This window comes from Kribbella sp. NBC_00709 (assembly GCF_036226565.1).
Taxonomy (GTDB): Bacteria; Actinomycetota; Actinomycetes; order Propionibacteriales; family Kribbellaceae; genus Kribbella.
Genome location: NZ_CP108996.1, coordinates 4,924,602 through 4,940,285, shown reverse-complemented (window position 1 = coordinate 4,940,285; position 15,684 = coordinate 4,924,602). Strand labels below are relative to the sequence as shown.

18 protein-coding genes are annotated in these 15,684 nt (G+C 68.6%); 5 read left to right on the top strand and 13 right to left on the bottom strand.

Translation table 11 applies throughout. The features are described 5' to 3' along the window. The first annotated feature begins 4 nt into the window (after positions 1 to 4). Together OHA18_RS24330 and OHA18_RS24325 are read left to right on the top strand one after the other, a co-directional pair. Complete coding sequence (locus OHA18_RS24330; RefSeq protein ID WP_328997585.1) at positions 5 to 958, top strand: alpha/beta fold hydrolase; 954 nt, start codon at positions 5 to 7, stop codon at positions 956 to 958. A gap of 7 nt (positions 959 to 965) precedes the next feature. Then, positions 966 to 1,382, top strand: a complete 417-nt coding sequence (locus tag OHA18_RS24325; RefSeq protein ID WP_328997584.1) for a hypothetical protein — start codon at positions 966 to 968, stop codon at positions 1,380 to 1,382. Here the strand turns inward: OHA18_RS24325 and OHA18_RS24320 are convergent. The 7 genes from OHA18_RS24320 to OHA18_RS24290 form a co-directional block, all read right to left on the bottom strand. Beyond that, positions 1,372 to 2,091, bottom strand: coding sequence for a PIG-L deacetylase family protein (locus tag OHA18_RS24320; protein WP_328997583.1), 720 nt, complete (start codon positions 2,089 to 2,091; stop codon positions 1,372 to 1,374). The genes OHA18_RS24325 and OHA18_RS24320 overlap by 11 nt on opposite strands. A gap of 111 nt (positions 2,092 to 2,202) precedes the next feature. After that, a complete protein-coding gene (locus OHA18_RS24315; RefSeq protein ID WP_328997582.1) occupies positions 2,203 to 3,501 on the bottom strand; it encodes a D-arabinono-1,4-lactone oxidase in 1,299 nt (432 codons plus the stop codon). Then, a complete protein-coding gene (locus tag OHA18_RS24310) occupies positions 3,498 to 4,652 on the bottom strand; it encodes an amino acid deaminase/aldolase (protein ID WP_328997581.1) in 1,155 nt (384 codons plus the stop codon). Before OHA18_RS24310 ends, OHA18_RS24315 begins: the two co-directional genes overlap by 4 nt. Before the next feature lie 42 nt (positions 4,653 to 4,694). Continuing rightward, a complete protein-coding gene (locus OHA18_RS24305) occupies positions 4,695 to 5,522 on the bottom strand; it encodes a hypothetical protein (protein ID WP_328997580.1) in 828 nt (275 codons plus the stop codon). Beyond that, the gene (locus OHA18_RS24300; protein ID WP_328997579.1) at positions 5,519 to 6,859 is read right to left on the bottom strand and encodes a M15 family metallopeptidase; all 1,341 of its coding nucleotides are present in this window, start codon (positions 6,857 to 6,859) and stop codon (positions 5,519 to 5,521) included. The genes OHA18_RS24305 and OHA18_RS24300 overlap by 4 nt, the downstream gene beginning before the upstream one ends. Positions 6,860 to 6,945: 86 nt before the next feature. After that, a complete protein-coding gene (gene dapC / locus OHA18_RS24295) occupies positions 6,946 to 8,046 on the bottom strand; it encodes a succinyldiaminopimelate transaminase (protein ID WP_329006157.1) in 1,101 nt (366 codons plus the stop codon). 63 nt (positions 8,047 to 8,109) lie between these two features. Continuing rightward, complete coding sequence (locus tag OHA18_RS24290) at positions 8,110 to 8,334, bottom strand: hypothetical protein (RefSeq protein WP_328997578.1); 225 nt, start codon at positions 8,332 to 8,334, stop codon at positions 8,110 to 8,112. Positions 8,335 to 8,350: 16 nt separating this feature from the next. On the opposite strand from OHA18_RS24290, the gene OHA18_RS24285 reads away from it, so the two are divergent. Together OHA18_RS24285 and OHA18_RS24280 are read left to right on the top strand one after the other, a co-directional pair. Further along, on the top strand, positions 8,351 to 8,728 hold the full coding sequence (locus tag OHA18_RS24285; protein WP_328997577.1) for a DoxX family protein: 378 nt from the start codon (positions 8,351 to 8,353) through the stop codon (positions 8,726 to 8,728). Positions 8,729 to 8,767: 39 nt separating this feature from the next. Further along, complete coding sequence (locus OHA18_RS24280; protein ID WP_328997576.1) at positions 8,768 to 9,832, top strand: FAD-dependent oxidoreductase; 1,065 nt, start codon at positions 8,768 to 8,770, stop codon at positions 9,830 to 9,832. Here the strand turns inward: OHA18_RS24280 and OHA18_RS24275 are convergent. The 6 genes from OHA18_RS24275 to OHA18_RS24250 form a co-directional block, all read right to left on the bottom strand. Further along, entirely contained in the window at positions 9,823 to 10,161 is a 339-nt protein-coding gene (locus OHA18_RS24275) for a GroES family chaperonin (RefSeq protein WP_132210994.1), read from the bottom strand. The genes OHA18_RS24280 and OHA18_RS24275 overlap by 10 nt on opposite strands. Further along, positions 10,158 to 10,421: a DUF3618 domain-containing protein gene (locus tag OHA18_RS24270; protein ID WP_328997575.1), complete on the bottom strand. Its 264-nt coding sequence runs from the start codon at positions 10,419 to 10,421 to the stop codon at positions 10,158 to 10,160. The genes OHA18_RS24275 and OHA18_RS24270 overlap by 4 nt, the downstream gene beginning before the upstream one ends. Before the next feature lie 78 nt (positions 10,422 to 10,499). Next, positions 10,500 to 11,543, bottom strand: coding sequence for a glucose 1-dehydrogenase (locus OHA18_RS24265; protein ID WP_328997574.1), 1,044 nt, complete (start codon positions 11,541 to 11,543; stop codon positions 10,500 to 10,502). 4 nt (positions 11,544 to 11,547) lie between these two features. Then, positions 11,548 to 12,372 (bottom strand): transglutaminase family protein, encoded by an 825-nt coding sequence (locus tag OHA18_RS24260; protein WP_328997573.1) that lies wholly within the window; start codon positions 12,370 to 12,372, stop codon positions 11,548 to 11,550. Positions 12,373 to 12,386: 14 nt separating this feature from the next. Continuing rightward, positions 12,387 to 13,331 (bottom strand): alpha-E domain-containing protein, encoded by a 945-nt coding sequence (locus OHA18_RS24255; protein ID WP_328997572.1) that lies wholly within the window; start codon positions 13,329 to 13,331, stop codon positions 12,387 to 12,389. A 16-nt stretch (positions 13,332 to 13,347) separates the two neighbouring features. Next, on the bottom strand, positions 13,348 to 14,928 hold the full coding sequence (locus OHA18_RS24250) for a circularly permuted type 2 ATP-grasp protein (RefSeq protein ID WP_328997571.1): 1,581 nt from the start codon (positions 14,926 to 14,928) through the stop codon (positions 13,348 to 13,350). 100 nt (positions 14,929 to 15,028) lie between these two features. On the opposite strand from OHA18_RS24250, the gene bcp reads away from it, so the two are divergent. Then, entirely contained in the window at positions 15,029 to 15,496 is a 468-nt protein-coding gene (gene bcp / locus OHA18_RS24245; protein WP_328997570.1) for a thioredoxin-dependent thiol peroxidase, read from the top strand. The last annotated feature ends 188 nt before the right edge of the window (positions 15,497 to 15,684 follow it).

The window sequence follows — 15,684 nt, the reverse complement described above, 5'->3', positions numbered from 1 at the left end:
TGGCGTGAAACGGTTCCTCTGGCGGGGGTTTCTGGGACTTCTCGGGCTCTGGCTGATCGTCACCCTGGCATCGCTCGGCTACAACGTCGCCACCAGCGGGACCGCCGCACCACCTCCTGGCCTGAAGTACGTCGAGGCCGGCGACATCAACACCCGCTACGAAACCTGGGGTACGTCGGGAACGCCCGTCGTGCTCGTCCACGGTGCGGCCGAATCCGTCGACACCTGGTCGGCGCTCGTCCCGCTGCTCGCGACCAGCCATCGCGTGTACGCCTACGACATCACCGGTTACGGGTACTCCGAGCGCAAGGCGCCGTACACGATCGAGCATCTCGCGGCACAGCTACTCGGATTCCTGGATGCGATGCACCTCGGCGGCCCGGGTGAGCCGCGACCGATCCTGGTCGGGCACTCGCTCGGCGCGGGCGTCGCGGCCGAGGCGACGCTGGAGGCGCCGAATCGGATCGGCGGGATCATGTTCCTCGACGGCGACGGGCTACCGCTGCCGGGCGGGCAGGCCGGCCCGCCGCGGTGGCTGATCGTCCCGCCGTACCGGACCTCGCTGTTCCGGCTCGTACTCGACCAGGGCTGGCTGCTGAAGAAGATCTACAAGAGTGTCTGCTCCCCCGACTGCCCCGCGATGGACGTCGACGACTGGACCCGCCCGTTCCGGCAGCCGGGAGCGGAGAAGGCGGTCTGGCAGATGACCGCGCACGGTATCCCGGCCGTGTCCGCCGACCGGCTGGCGAATCTCCGCGAGCTGCCGATCCCGAAGTCGGTCGTGTTCGGCGCGCTCGACACCAACGGCGGCAACCCGACCGAGACCGCGACCCGCATCGGCGCCCCCGCGCCGGCCCTGATCCCGGACGCCAACCACCTGACGCTGATCTCCAATCCCGCCCAGGTAGCAGCGGCGATCGACCAACTGTCTGGAAAAGCTCGGCACGGCGACGGATGATCGGGATATGGCCCGTTACGAAGTGGTTGTGCGCGCGAAGACCGATCGACGACTGTCCGACTCCGACTACCTCGAGCTCGCCCTGAAGTCCTGGTCGCTGGACAAGGGCATGCGGTTCCAGCGGATCGAAGATCTCCCGGACGGGACGATCGCGGTCGTCCTGCAGCAGAAGATGTCGCCGCGCAAGCACGACGTGGCGTGTGCGATGGCGAACCGGAGCCTGGCCCAGCTCGGTATCCCGGCCGGCCAGGTCCAGCAGATCGACCTGCACCGGATGACCCGCAAGGGCGGCCGCGCGCTGGTCCGCTCGTGGGTCGGCCCGGGCAACCCACCCGGGCCCGGCACCGCCGGCGACCGTGAACCGCGCCGCCCCAAGCCGATGCCCCCGCACCTGCAGGCGTCCCGCGACCTCCCTACGGAGTGAAGACTTCGAACCGCGCGCCGTACTTCGTCCCCAGCCGAGTGCCGGTCGGGCGCGAAACGCCTTCGAGGAACTCCTCCGGGTCGAACGCGCGGTTCAACCCGTCGATGTAGGCCTGGTGCGCCTTCAGCGACTGCAGGCCCAGGTCGAACGTGTCGGTCGTGTCCACCCCGTGCCGCGAGTTGGGTGAACCGGCCGCCCAGACCTGCCGGACGCCGTCCCACTTGTCGCCGGCGTCGGGGAAGATCCACCGGTTGGCGGCGTCCCGGACCGCGTCCATCGTCGCGCGACCGGTGTTGATGTGGTCGGCCTGGTTCAGCGCCACGTCGCCGTCCCAGGTGTCGTGGAAGTTGCCGGTGATGACGATCTCCGGCTGGTGCCGGCGGATCGCGGCGGCGATCACGCGGCGCAGCGGTACGCCGTACTCGATCGTGCCGTCGGGCTGACCGAGGAACTCGACCGATGACACCCCGACGATCCGGGCCGACTCGATCTCCTCGGCTTCCCGCAGCGGACCGCATTCGGCCGGGTCGACGCCGTCGATCCCCGCCTCACCGGACGTCAGCAGGCAGTACGCGACCTGCTTGCCCTGCCCCGTCCAGCGCGCGATCGCGGCCGCCGATCCCCACTCGAGATCGTCCGGGTGCGCAACGATCGCCAGCGCCTTCTGCCAATCCTCGACCAATGGTTCGAGCCCCTCCGCAGTGCTCATCGACGTCCTCGCTTCGCTCCGGGCGCCGATGAGACACAACAGGCGCTGTATTGGATGATGAGCTCACTTCGTTCGCTCATGCCCGAAGGCTATCGCTCACCCGCCTAGGCGTCAGCCGAAGACTTGACGGGTGTACTGGTTCTCGAAGACTCGTTGCGGGTCGAGCCGGTCGCGGACGGCGAGGAAGTCGTCGAAGTGCGGGTACCGCGTGCGCAGGTCGGTCGCGGTGAGGGTATGCAGCTTGCCCCAGTGCGGCCGTCCGTCGAACTCGGCGACGATGCTCTCGAACGCCTGGAAGTACGGATCGTGCGGCAGCCGGTGGTACTGGTGGATCGCGACGTACGCCGTCTCCCGGCCGGACGCCGTGGACAGCCAGATGTCGTCCGGCGCGGCCACCCGGACCTCGATCGGGAACGGGATCCGCGACCCCGACGTGTCGATCCAATCCCGGAGCCGGCGGATCACGTCGACAACGTGCTCGCGCGGCACGGCGTACTCCGACTCACGGAAGATCACGTTGCGCTCAGAACAGAACACCTTGTACGACGAGTCGACGTACTCCCGGGCCGACAGCGCTCGCGAGGCGAGCTGATTGATCCGCGGCACCATCCCCGGCCGTCGCACGGCGAGCCGGTTGGTCAGCTCGAAGACCTTGTTGGACAGCAGTTCGTCGTCGACCCACCCGCGGATCCGGCCGACCGGGGAGGCGTCGACGCCGGCCGCGACCCGGTTGTTCCGCTTGGTCAGTGCGATGCCGGTGTGCGGGAACCAGTAGAACTCGAAGTGATCGTTGCCGTCGGCAAGCTCGTCGAAGCCGTCCAGTACGTCGGTCAGCGGCAGCGGCATCTCCTGCGCCCGGAGCAGGAACGCCGGCACGCACTGCAGGGTCAGCGAGCTGATCACGCCGAGCGCCCCGACCGAGACCCGGGCCGCGGCGAAGACATCTGCGTTCTCCTCCGCCGAGCAGTGCAGCACGGAGCCGTCCGCGGTGACCAGGTCGAGCGCGACGACCTGGGTCGCGAGCCCGCCGAGTCGCGCGCCGGTCCCGTGGGTGCCGGTGGAGATCGCGCCGGAGATGGTCTGCTTGTCGATGTCGCCGAGGTTCGCCATCGCGAGGTCGAATGCCGCCAGACCCGCATTCAGCTTCCGCAGGCCGGTGCCGGCGCCGACCGTCACCCGGCCGGACGCCTGGTCGGCCCGAGTGATCGACGACAGCCCGTCGAGGCGGATCATCACCTCCTGTGGCACCGAGCAGCCAGTGAACGAGTGGCCGGAACCGACTGCCTTGAGCTTCTTGCCCTGGTCAGCGGCGGCCTTGACCGTGGCGGCGAGCTCGTCGGTCGAACCCGGGCGCAGGGTCTCGATCCCGGTCGCCGACTCGGTGCCGGCCCAGTTCCGCCAGGTGCTCATCCGAAGTTCTTCCCTTCGCCCCGATACGTGACCAACGAGGTCAGTTGCTCACCGTCGATCGCGTGCACGACGTCGAACCGCTCCAGCATCTCGCCCGCCTTCGCGTAGCGCATCCACACTCTGTCGCCGAGATTCAGCCGATCGGCCGATTGTCCCTGGACCGGAGTCTGCACCTCGCCTGCGCCTTCGGTGCCGAGCAGCTTCAGGCCGGCCGGCGAAGCGGGCAGCGGCAGTCGTGACTTCTTCGCCGGTCCCGAGGCTACGTACCCGCCGCCGAAGAGCGTGGCGATGCGCGGGGCGGGACGCCGTACGACGTCGAGTGCGTACGCCATCGCGTGCGCGGGCTGGAAGACGTCGTACTTGTCGAAGAGGGTCGGGCCGTAGAGGCCGGAGCCGGCGGTGACCTCGGTGACAACCGGGTCGGCGCTGCTGATCTCGAGGCTGCCCGTCCCGCCGCTGTTGACGATCCGGAGCGCACCGACCTGCTTGACCGCGTCGACGACCGCACCGCGGCGGTCCGCGAGCTCGGCGGCCGAACGGCGCTTGATCCAGCGGACGGCCGGAGAGGTGTCCGGTAGGCCGGCGATCTGCGCCTCGTAGAACATCACGCCGGCCAGCTCGAACGCGTCGTCGGCGGTGACGGTGCGGGCGAGGGCCGCGACGTCGGCGGGGGTCCGCAGCGGCGAGCGGCGTACGCCGAGGTGCTGGCCGAAGACGCGGAGCGACGCATCGACGTCGAGGCAGACCTGGATGCGGGCGCTGCCGGTCGCGGTCGCCTTGATGTACCCGAGGTGCTCCGGCGAGTCGATCATCAGCGTGATCCGGGCGGCCGCCTCGGCGTCCTCGGACAGCTCGCGCAGCGCGGTCCGGTGGGTGGTCGGATAGCCGAGCAGGATGTCGTCGACACCGTTGCGCGCCAGCCAGAGCGCCTCCGGGAGCGCGTAGCTCATGACGCCGTGGAAGCCGGGGCGCTCGAGCGCGGCGGCGATCAGCGCGCGGCACCGGACCGACTTGGAGGCGATCCGGATCGGCGTGCCGGCGGCGCGACGGACCAGGTCATCAGCGTTGCGCCGGAACGCGTCGAGATCGATCACCGCGTACGGCGCATCGAGGCTCGCGGTCAGACGGGCATACCGGTCGAAGTCACCCATAACCGGAGTGTAAGTCACGAAATACTGAAAGGTAATACAACTTTAAGATCTATCTATCACCTCTTCGAGAGTGGGTGCGATGGTGTGGGCCCAGTCGGACTGTTTGTCGGGCTGGGTGGACGTGGCTGCGAGGAGGGCGACCGTCGAGCCTTGTAGGACAGAGAGGTCTACGTAGGACTCGGCGCCGGTGTATGCGCGGACTGCTGCGGCTGCTGTGGGGGTGGTCCAGAGTTGTTGGACAGATAGGTCGCCGCCTGTGCCGCAGGACTTCATGCGGGTCGTGTAGCCGGTGTAGTACGCCTGGGCCTTGGCGGGAGTGGTGAAGCGGAGCAAGAGGGCGGTGGCGGGCTGGGCGTCTGCTGTGCGGTAGCTGCCGCTCAGTGCGTAGGCGGGGACTGGGAGCGAGCCGGTGACCGGTCGGCCTGCACAGCCGGAGGGTAGGGCCTCGTAGGACGCCTGGTGGGGGTCGCGGCGGCGGGTCCAGGTGTTGTTACCGATGAAGCCGGCCTCAGCACCACCGGGGTCGCTGTAGGTCTTCCAACCGGCGCCGAGCTTCTCGGGGGTCGGCAGGTTGCGCGCGGTGAGCGGTCCGGCGTTGGCCGGCGGCGGAGCGGTCGCCTGCTCCGGGACCTCCGGCGGCACAGCCGCATCCGTCGGCTTGGCGGTGCTCATGGTGGCGGGAGGCACTGGCACCGTCCCACCGACCGTGCTCGGGATGACCGGCGAGGCACTCGGCGCCGACCGCGGAACTACCCCCGGCGCGGGCTGCTGGGCCGCCGAGTTGGAACTGCAGCCGACGAGCACCACGGCCAGCGCACCGGCAACCGCTACCCCGGCGCCGGCACGTCCGCCCAGGCCAACGCCTGTCACTTCGGCTCAAAGTGCTGGTAGTCGGGCTTCGCCCACCCGGCACCCCAGAAGTACCCCTGGGCGACCAGAGCCTTCGTGGCGACGCTGCTCGCGAACAGCATGCCCGGACGCGCCGGCGTACGCGTGCGGTACGCCAGCCCGTTCGACGGATACCAGACGCCGTTCGCGGCCAGGTACGGGTTCTCCACGGTGTTGATGTCGATCGCCCACCCGTACGAGTGCGGCGACAGCGAGTACGGATCACCGGTCACTCGTCGGCAGTTGAACGCCGACGTGTTGTCGGCCGCCATCGACTTGACGTCGCTGCCGCCGAACACATCCACCCGCCGCATCTGCCGGATCGGGAACTTCGACGCGAACGTCGTGGTCCAGACCGTGATCATCTTCGCCACGGCGGCGTCCCGCAGGATCAGCTCGCCTCGGTGCACATGGCCGTCGAAACCCCAGTAGTTCAGCTGCAGCAGCCGCAGTGACGCCGGCGCGACCGGACAGCCGGCCCGGTACGTGTTCGGCACCATCGCAGCGGAGACGGCGTACACCTTGGGGTTCAATGCTGCTTTGATGACGATCGTCGCGAGGCCGGAGTACTCCATCGCGGCCTGGCTGACGTACCGGGTGACGACGCGCACCGTCCGGGTGGCCGGGAGATCATCGGGAACCCGGAGCCGGAAGTTGCCCTTGGCATCCATGACGCCGATGTTGAGCAACTGCCACTTGCCGCTGCCGAGATAGCTCTGCAGCGCGAGCTCCTTGCCCGGCTCGGCCGGCACCATCCGGCCGATGACCGAGACGCCGGTCAGCGTGGCGTACCAGGCCGCCGGTGTGTTGATCAGGATCTTCCGGTCCTGGATCGGCACGGTCCGGTACGCCGAGATCGCGAGTGCCGTCTCCGCCTTGACGCCGATCATCGTGCGGAACGCCCAGGTCCCGGTGTACGCCGAGATGTAGCTGAACCTGTACACGCCGCCGGTAGTAGTGCGCGTCGACGCCCGCAGCACCCAGGCACCGGGGACGCGCTGCCACAAGGTGATGTACGACCCGGTGATCGGCTTGCTGATCTTGCCGGTGAAGACCGTCGGCTTGTCCTCCCAGGACGCGGCCGGCTGGTCCAGCGTGATCGACCAGTCCGGCGCGGGAGTCGCCGCCGGCGTCACACTCGAGGTTGGTGTGGGTGTCGGAGTCGGAATCGGAGTCGGAGACGAGGGCGTCTGACTAGGCGTGACACTCAGCGTGACACCGGGCGTGACACTGGGCGCCGGCGAGTCGTCGGCATACGCGACACTCACCGGCCCCAGACCCAGCAGCACCGCAACAGCCACCCCAACGAAGCGTCGCATCCGCCTCACCCTCCCCTTGACAACACCCGTACCCCTATTAAGAGGCGGCCACACCGGGATACGTCACAGGGGAGCGCTGACTACGTTTATTCCTGTAGTCGCTTCACTGCTGAATCGATGCGCTCGTCGGTCCCGGTCAGGGCGACTCGGACATGCCGCTCACCGGCGGTGCCGTAGAACGCACCCGGCGCGACCAAGATGCCCCGGTCCGCCAGCGCAGCCACAGACCCGTAGGCGTCGTACGACGGGTGTGACGCCCACAGATAGAGGCCACCGTTGGACAGCGTGATCTCCCAGCCCGCGTCGGTCAGCGCATCCCGCAGTACCGCGCGCCGGCGGAGATAGCGCGCACGCTGCTCCTCGACGTGTACGTCGTCCGCGAACGCGGCCGCCATCGCAGCCTGGATCGGCGACGGCACCATCAGCCCAGCATGCTTGCGCACGGCAAGCAGCTCGGCCACCACCGTCGGATCACCCGCGACGAAGCCGCCGCGGTATCCGGCCAGGTTGGACCGCTTGGACAGCGAGTGCACCGCAAGCAGATTGTCGAAGCTGCCACCCGACACGTCCGGGTGCAGCACGGACACCGGCTTCTCGTCCCAGCCGAACTCGATGTAGCACTCGTCGTTGACCAGCAGTACGTCGTTGGCTCGCGCCCACTCGACCGCACGCCGCAGATCGTCCGCAGACGTGATCTCACCGGACGGATTGCGCGGTGAGTTCAGGTACGCGACCCGCACCGGCCCGTCGTACGTCGTGGGGTCCGCGACCGGCACGCTGGTCGCCCGGGCGAGTGCCGCACCGGCCTCGTATGTCGGGTACGCCAGGTCCGGGATCAGGACTGTGTCACCGGCGCCGATGCCGAGCAGCGTCGGCAGCATCATGATCAGCTCTTTGGTCCCGATCACAGGCAGTACGCCGCTCTGCGGGTCCACTCCGGTCACGTCGAGGCGCCTGGCCATCCAGTCCACGGCCGCCTGCCGCGCAGCCGACGTACCGATCGTGGTCGGGTACGCCGGGGCGTCCGCGGCGTCGGCCAGCGCCTTCTTCACCAGATCCGGCACCGGGTCGACCGGACTGCCGACCGAGAGGTCGACAATGCCGTCGGGATGCTCGGCCGCCTTCTGCTTGTAGGGGGCGAGCTTGTCCCACGGGAAGTCTGGCAACCGGCTGGAGGTCTCGAAGATCACGGGGCCATTCTCCCCCGCCCGCCGACCGCTTCGCCTCCGGCTGCCCGCTCCGCGAGAAACTCAGCAGGACGTGCCTGGATCGACCTTGGCCAGAATCGTGTCGGCGATGTCCTTCAACTGCGCCAACTGCTCCGGCGGTCGGTGATGGTGGCGACGGTGATCCGCCCGTCGTCCGCGGCCGGCCGCGGACGAAACCGAGTACTCGAAGTGCGTCAGCCCGGAGTCACGCTGCAGCTGGTAGTCCAGGACCCCGGGCAGGTAGCGTTGAGTTGACGCATCAACCAATGACCGAGAGTAGGACATGAACGTCTTTCTGTGGATCGTCGCCGGGGTGCTGGCCGCCTTCTTCCTCGCCGCCGGCGTGACCAAGCTGACCCAGGACCGCCGCAAGCTGCTCGCCAGCGGCAACATGGGCTGGGTCGAGGACTTCTCGGCCGGCTCCATCAAGCTGATCGCGACCGCCGAGGTGCTCGGTGCGATCGGCGTGATCCTCCCCGGCGCCCTGGACATCGCCCCGATCCTGGTCCCGCTGGCCGCGACCGGCCTGGCCGTCATCATGATCGGCGCGATCATCACCCACGGCCGCCGCAAGGAGCTACCGCAGGTCGTCCTCAACCTCGTCGTCCTGATCCTCGCCGCCCTGGTAGCGATCTTCCGCTTCGGCCCGAACAGCTTCTGAGCCCTCCTGCACACGGCTCCCACCTCGTACGCTGCTCCGATGACGTACGAGGTGGCGGTGGTGGGGGCCGGCGCGATGGGGTCGGCGGCGGCTCGCGCGCTGGCGGCCGCGGGGCGCGACGTCGTGGTCCTGGAGCAGTTCACGCTCGGGCACGAGCGGGGTGGACCGCACGGCGCGACGCGGTTGTTCCGGCCGGCGGCGGACGACGCCGAGGTGGCTGAGCTGACCGAGCGGGTGCGGCCCTTGTGGCGTGAACTGGAGTCCGACTCGGACGAGACGCTGCTCGAAGAGACCGGCGGGATCGATCACGGGATGACAGCCGACTCGGTCGACGCCTTCCGGTCGTTGCATGCGGCAACCGGGTCGGTGCTGACAGCGGAGGAGGCCGCCGAGCGGTGGCCCGGGTTCCGGTTCGAGAGCCCGGTGCTCTACCAACAGGGCTCGGGACGGTTGTACGCCGATCGCGCCGTCCACGCGCTGCAGACCGTCGCCGCCCGGCTGGGTGCAGAGTTCCGTGTGCAGTCGCCAGTACGGGCGCTGCGGATCCACGACGAGCTGGTAGAGCTCGACGTACCAGGTGGGGCAGTGCGGGCGCAGCACGTCGTTGTGACTGCCGGACCGTGGACTCCGAAGCTCCTGGGCGGTCTGGTGCCGTTGCCGCCGTTCCGAGTGACTCAGGAACAGCCACGGTTCTTCACGCCGCTGTCCGAGGACACCGAGTGGCCCAGCTTCGTCCACTGGGGCCCCGACAGCTACGGTCTCTACGAGCCTGGGTCAGGCGTGAAAGTCGGGCTGCACGCAAGTGGGCCGGTGGTCGACCCTGACACCCGGGACTTCCGGCCGGAGCCGGAGCGGGACTCGACTCTCTACCGGTACGTCGAGCAGTGGTACCCCGGACTGGACGCGGGACGATCCACTGCGATCAGCTGCCTCTACGACAACACGCCGTCTGCCAACTTCGTCATCGACCGCGCGGGACCGATCACCGTCGCCGCCGGCTTCTCCGGCCAGGGCTTCAAGTTCGTGCCGCTGGTCGGAGAATTCGTCCGCGACCTGGTCACGGGCGGCGCGAAAGCGCCTGCCCGCTTCAAGTTTCAGAGATAGAGGCCGGTCTGGCCGTCTTCCAGGCGGCCGGCGGCTACCGCGTGCAGGTCGCGTTCGCGGAGGAGGATGTAGTCGTCCCCGCGGACCTCGACCTCGGCCCGGTCCTCCGGGTCGAACAGGACGCGGTCGTCGACCTCGACGGTCCGCACGTTCGCGCCGACCGCGACCACCTTGGCCCAGGCGAGCCGGCGACCCATCTGTGCGGTCGCGGGGATCAGGATGCCGGCCGACGACTTGCGCTCACCCTCCTGCTCGAGGGAGACCAGGACGCGGTCGTGCAGCATCCGGATCGGGAGCTTGTCGTCCGACAGCCGCTTGCGTGGAGTCACCGGCGACCCACCAGCCGGCGGATCACCAGCAGCACACCGACGACACCGACCACGGCACCGGCCACAGCGACGATCTTCTGGGTCCGCAGCCGGCCCTGCTCGTCGAAGACCTGGGACTTGGCCTGCTCGACCTGACGCAGCGCCACGTTCTTCGGGTTCGCCCGGTCGACCAGCTCGTCCACGGTCGAGGCCAACCGTGCCCGGGTGGCGGCGATGTCCGCCTCGATCTGCTCGGCGCTCCGAGCCTTCGTGTCCGACACGTGTCGACGCTCCCTTCCATCGGCGGGCCTTGGCCCGGGATGCCCCAGGCCTGCCCTCGTCACCACCATCCTCGCAGGTCAGCCCTGCAAGTCCACGACCACCTTGATGTCGTCCGGTTCCCGCACCAATGCATCCGGCCACTGTGAGAGCGGCACAGTCCGGGTGATCAACCGCTGCAGCCAGGCCCGGTCGGCCGCGAGCAGCACGTCCACAGCGTCCGCGTAGTGCCGCTTGCCCGCGTTCACCGTCCCGACCAGCGCGGCGTTGCGCACCACCAACTGCCGGACCAGCGCGTCCAGCTGTACGTCGACGGTCGCCGGACCGGGGTGGATCCCGGCCAGGCACATCACACCGGCCGGCGGCAGGAGCGATGCGCAGTCGAACACGAGCTGCCCGGCTCCGGTTGCCTCGATCACTACATCCGGCACGGCACCGAGCTGTCCCAGGTCGGTCAGGTAGGTCCCGCCCAGCGCCCGTACGAGCTCCGGCTTCAGCCCGTCGGCGACCCTGTCGAGCACATGTACGTCGTACCCGCGCTGCTTGGCGATGAGGGCCGCGAGCAGGCCGATCGGACCGGCTCCCGTGACGAGGACGTGCTGCGGACCGAACCACGACCGGGCGCCGACCCGGTCCACCTGCTCCCACGCCTTGGTCAGGATGCTGGCCGGCTCCACGAGGACACCGAGCTCTCCGAGCTCAGCAGGCACCGGTACGGCGAAGTACGGGTCGACGCGCCAGCGCTCAGCGCCGTACCCGTCCATCTCCTTGATGCCGCGCTCGGTGTACTGCCCGTTGCGGCAGAAGTCCCACTCGCCGCGCGCACACGCCGGACAGGGCACAGGGTCCGGTCGGCGGACCACTCCGGCGACCAGATCGCCGGAGACGAAGCCGGAACCCACAGGTGCCTCCAGCACCCGCCCGAGCGACTCATGTCCGATGACGAGGTGGTCGGAGCCCGGCCGTCCACTGCCGAACGCCCCGGAGACCAGCTCGATGTCGGTCCCGCAGATGCCCGTCAGCAGGCCCTCCACCAGGATCGAACCGTCGGCAACGGGAGGCTCCGGGACCTCGCCTACTCTCGCCGAGTCGGACTTGCCCGGCGTCACTGTCATGGCCCGCATGCGCTCAGGCTAACCGGGTCATGTCGACGGTCACCTCGATGGCTGTCGCGGCGCCACCCGAGTAGATGCCTTTCAGCGGCGACACGTCGGCGTAGTCCCGCCCGGTCGCCACCCAGACGTGCCGGTGCCCGATCGAGATGTCGTTGGTCGGGTCGAATCCCCACCACTCACCGGTCCACGCCTCCACCCACGCATGACTCTCACCGACGACCGTCTCACCCACTGCGGCATCCGGCTTCGTGTGCAGGTAGCCGGAGACATAGCGAACCGGCAGGCCGACCGCCCGCAGCATGGCCAGGGTCAGGTGCGCGTAGTCCTGACAGACGCCCTCACCGGCCTGCCAGGCGTCGACAGCCGACGAGTGCACGCCAGTGGTGCCGCGTTGGTACTTCAGCTTGCCGTGCACCCACTTGGACACCGCCAGCACGGTCTCTTGCGGCGTACGGCCTTTGCGCAACGAGCGCGCCACTGCACTGAGCTCGCCGTGCTTCGGGACGTAGCTGGTCCATTCGAGGTACTCGGAGTACGCGTCCAGGACCTCAGGTGACTTCAGCTGGGACCAGGTCGCGTCGGCGGACGGCGCTACCTGATCGGTCGTCTCGACAACGGATGCCGCGATCACCTTCAGCTCGGTGTGCGGAGCATGCAGGTCGAAGGCGGTGACCTCAGTACCCCAGTAGTCGGTGTACTTGTACGCGCGGGTCGCGGGGACTGTCTCCAGCCGCGCCACCATGAGGTTCTGCCGGTTGTCATGACGCGGGGTCAGCCTGGCCTCGTTGTACGACTGCGTGACGGCAGTCTGGTAGCGGTAGCCCGTTGTGTGAACCACTCGGAGACGCCAGTTCACAGGTTCACCTCCGCGTTGTTCCACTCGATCCATGGGACCGCATGGAAGTACTGGCGCGACACGGCCTCGCCCACCTCGCGGACCATGGTCTGCAGGTCCTGCAGTCTGCCGGTCAGGTCGTCCAGCAGGTCCGCCGGCCGCAAGAACTCCAGATCGCTCCGGGCCTTGCCCAGCAACCGCGCCGCCTCCGCACGCGCACCGATCCGCGCCGTCGGCCCGTGGTCGAGGTCGTCGAGACAGGACTCCGCCTGCTGCAGCGCATGGAACACCGACCGCGGGAACAGTCGGTCCATCAACAAGAACTGCACCACCCGCGACGCATCCAGTGCACCCCGGTACGTCCGCAAGTACGTGTCATGCGCACCAGCAGAACGCAGTACCGTCACCCAGCCTGGTGACGTCGGCCGGTCGTCGACGCGGGACATCAGCATCCGCACGATCATGTCCACGCGCTCCACCGACCGGCCGAGGACGAGGAACCGCCATCCGTCGTCCCGGCTCATCGTGGAGTCGGCCAGCCCGGCGAACATCGCCGCCCGGTCCTCCACGAACGTGAAGAACTCGTGCGGCCCCACGCGCCGCGCTGCCCGCTGCCGCTCGGGTACGGCGTTCCACATGGCGTTGATGCACTGCCACAGCTCGCTGGACACCACCTCGCGCGCGACGCGGGTGTTCTCGCGAGCGCTGGCGATCGAGGAGACGATCGATCCGGTCTCCGGCGACATCGCCACCAGCTCGGTCAGTCCCCACACGTCCAGCGTGCTGCCACTGGGAGGGGTGATGCCGAGGACCGACAGCAGCCTGCGGCTGGCCGTGTTCGCGTCGACAGTGGCGTCCTCGAGCAGTTGGTGGACGGACACGTCGAGGATCCGAGCGGTGTCGTCCGCGCGTTCGACGTACCGGCCGATCCAGTACAGCGACTCGGCGTTGCGTGCGAGCATCGTCAGCACCTCCCCATCACTGTTGCTGCTGCTGTTGGGCGACGTTCAGTTCCGGACCGCGCTCCGGCGTCGACGCGCCGTCCGACTTCACCGCCGCCGTCCCCAGACCGGGTCCGCGGAGTTCGGCGTCCTCGTCGGACGCCCTGGGCGCCAGCACCCAGGTGTCCTTGGAGCCGCCGCCCTGTGACGAGTTGACGATCAGACTGCCCTCCGGGATCGCCACTCTGGTCAGCCCACCGGGGAGAACGAACACGTCGTTGCCGTCGTTGACCGCGAACGGCCGCAGGTCCACATGCCGCGGTTGCAGGCGTTCACCGACCTTGGTGGGCACAGTGGACAGCTGTACGACGGGTTGCGCGATCCAGCCGCGCGGATTGGCCTTGATGCGGCGACGCTGCGCCTGGAGGTCCTTGGGCGAGGCATCCGGCCCGAAGACGATGCCGTATCCACCAGAGCCCTCCACCGGCTTGGTGACCAGCTCGTCGAGGCGGTCCAGTACTTCGGTCTGCTCCGCCGGCAGCCAGCAGCGGTACGTGTCGACGTTCGGCAACAGCGGCGTCTCGCCCAGGTAGTACTTCAGGATCTCGGGCAGGTACGTGTAGATCAGCTTGTCGTCGCCGACGCCGTTGCCGACCGCGTTGGCGATCACCACGTTGCCTGCCCGCGCTGCGTTCACCAGACCGGCCACACCGAGCGCGGAGTCCGGAAGGAACTGCACCGGGTCGAGGAACTCGTCGTCGATCCGCCGGTAGATCACGTCGACCCGCTGCTCGCCCTCGGTGGTCCGCAGGTAGAGAACGTTGTTGCGGGCGAACAGGTCCCGGCCCTCGACCAGCTCCACCCCCATCTGGCGCGCCAGCAGCGAATGCTCGAAGTACGCCGAGTTGTAGACGCCCGGTGTCAGTACTACGACGTTCGGATCGGTCGCACCGGGCGGAGCCGCCGCCCGCAGCGCCCGGAGCAGGTGTACGGCGTAGTCGCCCACCGCCCGGACCCGGTGCTTGGCGAACAGGTCCGGGAACACCCGCGCCATCGTCCGGCGGTTCTCCATCACGTACGACACCCCGGACGGGCTGCGCAGGTTGTCCTCGAGCACTCGGAAGTCGCCCTGCTCGTCGCGGACCACGTCGATACCGGCCACGTGGATGCGGACACCGTTCGGCGGTGCGATGCCGGCCGCTTGCCGGTGGAAGTGCTCGCAGGAGGTGATCAGCCGGCGCGGCAGGACTCCGTCCGCGACGATCTGCTGCTCGCCGTAGATGTCGGCCAGGAACGCCTCCAGCGCACGCACCCGCTGGACCACACCGCGCTCCAGCCGGGACCACTCCGCCGCCGTGATCACCCGCGGCACCAGATCCAGCGGGAACGGCCGCTCCTCCCCCGACAGGCTGAACGTGATGCCCTGGTCCACCAGCGCCCGGTCCAGCGCCTCGGACCGGGTGGTCAGGTCGGCGGGCTGCAAGGGTGTCAGCGAGTCGTGCAGCCGCTTGTACGCCGTACGGACGCCGTCGACCGGGTCGAACATCTCGTCGTACGCCCCGGCATGCGGGCGGCGTGGGTCCAGATAGCCGTCGAACAACGGGCGGGAGGGACTCATCTGCGCATCTTCACCCACGAACCGGCCGCTCGCACCCCGACAGCGGCTAGTTCTTCCGCACGTAACATTGGCGCAGTTGACCTACCCCGTGGAGGACCTGATGTCCGATCGTCTGTCCGTCGGCGACACCGCACCCGACTTCACCCTGCCCGATGCCGACGGCAACGACGTGGCGCTGAAGGACCTGCGCGGGAAGAGCGTGATCGTCTACTTCTACCCGGCCGCGATGACGCCCGGCTGCACCAAGCAGGCCTGCGACTTCCGGGACTCGCTCGACTCGCTACAGGCCGCCGGGTACGCCGTCCTCGGGATCTCGCCGGACAAGCCGGCCAAGCTGGCGAAGTTCCGCGAGCGCGACGGCGTGACGTTCCCGCTGCTCAGCGACCCCGGCAAGGAGGTCCTGCAGGCGTACGGCGCGTTCGGCGAGAAGACGATGTACGGCAAGAAGGTGACCGGGGTGATCCGGTCCACGTTCGTCGTCGACCCGGACGGGAAGATCGCCGTCGCGCAGTACAACGTGAAGGCCACCGGGCACGTCGCCAAGCTCCGCCGCGACCTGGGTCTCTGAATCCCGGGGCCTGTGAAAAGGCACCCGCAAACATCCGCTCCCGGAGGGAAACCTTCGACCGTTTCATGCAGATGGTCCATGGAACGGTCGTTTGACCAAACTGATCGGTGTGATTTGGATCACACCTAGATCTCACCGGACCGCGACGGCGTCGACACGGTCGGTGAGTTTTACAGCGTTCCTGTGAA

Excerpts from the sequence above, each read along its gene's own strand:
- OHA18_RS24325 (WP_328997584.1), top strand. The coding sequence starts at position 966 with ATGGCCCGTTACGAAGTGGTTGTGCGCGCGAAGACCGATCGACGACTG.
- OHA18_RS24320 (WP_328997583.1), bottom strand. The coding sequence starts at position 2,091 with ATGAGCACTGCGGAGGGGCTCGAACCATTGGTCGAGGATTGGCAGAAG.
- OHA18_RS24315 (WP_328997582.1), bottom strand. The coding sequence starts at position 3,501 with ATGAGCACCTGGCGGAACTGGGCCGGCACCGAGTCGGCGACCGGGATC.
- OHA18_RS24310 (WP_328997581.1), bottom strand. The coding sequence starts at position 4,652 with ATGGGTGACTTCGACCGGTATGCCCGTCTGACCGCGAGCCTCGATGCG.
- OHA18_RS24300 (WP_328997579.1), bottom strand. The coding sequence starts at position 6,859 with ATGCGACGCTTCGTTGGGGTGGCTGTTGCGGTGCTGCTGGGTCTGGGG.
- OHA18_RS24285 (WP_328997577.1), top strand. The coding sequence starts at position 8,351 with ATGAACGTCTTTCTGTGGATCGTCGCCGGGGTGCTGGCCGCCTTCTTC.
- OHA18_RS24280 (WP_328997576.1), top strand. The coding sequence starts at position 8,768 with ATGACGTACGAGGTGGCGGTGGTGGGGGCCGGCGCGATGGGGTCGGCG.
- OHA18_RS24265 (WP_328997574.1), bottom strand. The coding sequence starts at position 11,543 with ATGCGGGCCATGACAGTGACGCCGGGCAAGTCCGACTCGGCGAGAGTA.
- OHA18_RS24255 (WP_328997572.1), bottom strand. The coding sequence starts at position 13,331 with ATGCTCGCACGCAACGCCGAGTCGCTGTACTGGATCGGCCGGTACGTC.
- OHA18_RS24250 (WP_328997571.1), bottom strand. The coding sequence starts at position 14,928 with ATGAGTCCCTCCCGCCCGTTGTTCGACGGCTATCTGGACCCACGCCGC.
- bcp (WP_328997570.1), top strand. The coding sequence starts at position 15,029 with ATGTCCGATCGTCTGTCCGTCGGCGACACCGCACCCGACTTCACCCTG.